General features: G+C 76.7%; 2 protein-coding genes. Both read right to left on the bottom strand.

The genetic code is table 11. The features are described from left to right. Positions 1 to 1,037: glycosyltransferase (locus HW578_RS25660; protein ID WP_369407981.1), on the bottom strand; the 1,037-nt coding region annotated here is incomplete at its 3' end. Positions 1,038 to 1,090: 53 nt separating this feature from the next. Continuing rightward, the gene (wecB, locus tag HW578_RS25665) at positions 1,091 to 2,161 is read right to left on the bottom strand and encodes a non-hydrolyzing UDP-N-acetylglucosamine 2-epimerase (protein WP_198373547.1); all 1,071 of its coding nucleotides are present in this window, start codon (positions 2,159 to 2,161) and stop codon (positions 1,091 to 1,093) included. Positions 2,162 to 2,285: the final 124 nt, after the last annotated feature.

The raw sequence follows: 2,285 nt of genomic DNA on the forward strand, positions 1-2,285 counted from the left end.
CCCTCCCAGGCGAAGCGGCTGCGCGCGGCCTGCCAGCCGGCCTCGCCCAGCGCCGCACGCCGTGCGGGGTCGGCCAGCGCCGCCACGGCCTGTGCGATCGCCGCGGCGTCGCCGGTCTCGACCAGCAGGCCGCATCCCGCATCGCGCACCACCGCCGCCACTTCCTCGGCGAAGACCGGCGCGATCACCGGCAGCCCGGCGGCCATGGCGTCGAACAGCTTGTGCGGGAGCGCGAGGCGGTGGTTCTCCTCGCCGCGCTGGAACAGCACCAGCGCGATGTCGGCGCCGCGCAGCCGCGCCAGCGCCGCATCCTGCGGCAGCCAGCCGGTGAGCTCGACGCGCGCCGAGAGCCCCAGCGCCGCGGCGCGCGCCTGGAACGCGGCCTCGCTGCCATCGGTGAAGCGACCGACCAGCAGCAGGCGCGCATCGTGCGGGCAGAGCGCCAGCGCATCGAGCATCTGCGGCCAGCCGCGTGTGCGACCCAGCGCCCCCAGATGCACGAGCGTGACCGGCCCCGCGGCATGCGCACGCGGCGGGGCGGACGGGGCGGGGGCGTAGTTGCGCACCGCCACCAGCCGCGCGCCGGCGAAGGGCGCATCGAGCCCATCCTTCGCCACCACCACCGCATCCGCCGCGCGCCCCATGCGGCGGCAGGCCTGCGCGATCGCCGCGCGCGCCACCGGCCGCAGCCAGCCCGGAAGCCGCGCATCCAGCCGCGAGGGATAGTGTTCGTGCACGTCCAGCACCACCCGCGCCCCGCAGCGCCGCGCCGCGAGCAGCGCCGCCAGCCAGGCATCGGGCTCCGAGGCATGGATCGCATCCGGCCGCAGCGCCGCCGCATCGCGCGCAAGCGCGATCAGGCCGCGCAGGCGGCGATGACGGTGCGTCGCGATCCGAACGCCATCGACGTGGTCCGGCGCATCCGCGCCGCCCGGGCACAGATGCACCACGCGGAAGCCGGCTGCCGCCAGTGCCGCGCCCTCCTTGCGGACCACGCGCGTATCGGCCGGCGGATGCGCGGCGGAGAGCAGAAGCACCAGTGGCGCCGGGCCGGCGGCACCGATCGGCGCGCAAGGCGCCGCGGCCGCCATCATTCCCCCAGCACTTCCGCCAGGTGGTCGCGCATCCGCGCGCCGGCGCGCCCGTCCCACAAGGGTATCGGCGCCGCCCGCCCCGGCGGGGCGCGCATCGCCGCGGCCAGTTGCGCCGCCGTCACCAGCCGGTTGCCGCCGGCCTCGATCGTCGCCGGCCGCTCGGTGGAAGGCCGCAGGGTCAGGCAGGGCAGGCCGAGGGCTGCCGCTTCCTCCTGCACGCCGCCGCTGTCGGTCGCGATCACGCGCGCGCCTGCCATCAGCGCCAGGAAATCGAGGTAGCGCAGCGGCGGCAGCATGCGCACCCCGCGCGGCGGCACCAGGCCGAAGGCTTCCATCCGGGCGCGCGTGCGCGGGTGCAGCGGCCAGGCCAGCGGCAACGCCAGCGCCGCATCCTCGACCGCTGCGACCAGCGCGCGCAGCGTGGGTGCGTCGTCCACATTCGCCGGGCGGTGCAGCGTGACGATGCCGTAGCCGCCGGGCGAGAGGCCCTCGGGCAGCGGCCGGGCGCGCGCCGCGGGCAGATGCCGCAGCAGGCTGTCCACCATGGCATTGCCCACGGCGCGCACGTGGGCCGCGCCATGACCTTCGCCGCGCATCCGCGCCGCCGTCGCCTCGTCCGGCGCCCAGAGCAGGTTGCTGATGGCATCGAGCGCGCGGCGGTTGATCTCCTCCGGCATGTCGGCATCGCCGCAGCGCAGCCCGGCTTCCATATGCGCCACCGGAACGCCGAGCTTGCGCGCGGCGAGGCCCGCCGCCAGCGCGCCGTCCACGTCGCCCGCCACCACCACCATGGCCGGGCGGTCGCGCTGCCAGGCGGCCTCGCAGGCCATCATGGTGCGCCCGGTCAGTTCCGCATGGGTCCCGCCGCTGATGCCGAGCGCGATGGATGGCGCGGGCAGTTCCAGATCCTCCAGCAGGTCGCCGAACATTGCTGCGTCGTGGTGCTGGCCGGTGTGCAGCAGCACGGGCGTGCAGATCGGCGGTGCTTCCGCCAGCGCGTGCCACAGCGCCGCGAGCTTCGGCAGGTTCGGCCGCGCGGCGGCGACCAGGTGCACCACCGGCAGCATCAGCGCGGCAGGCCGGCCAGCGCGTGCGGAAGCGGCGGGGCGTGGCGCCCGGCGTCCTCGACCACGGCGCAGAAGCGTTCCGCGAGCAGCCGGCGGTCCCAGGTGGCGACCGCCTGGCGCCGCG

This window comes from Roseomonas rosulenta, assembly GCF_016106005.1.
Lineage (GTDB): Bacteria > Pseudomonadota > Alphaproteobacteria > Acetobacterales > Acetobacteraceae > Neoroseomonas > Neoroseomonas rosulenta.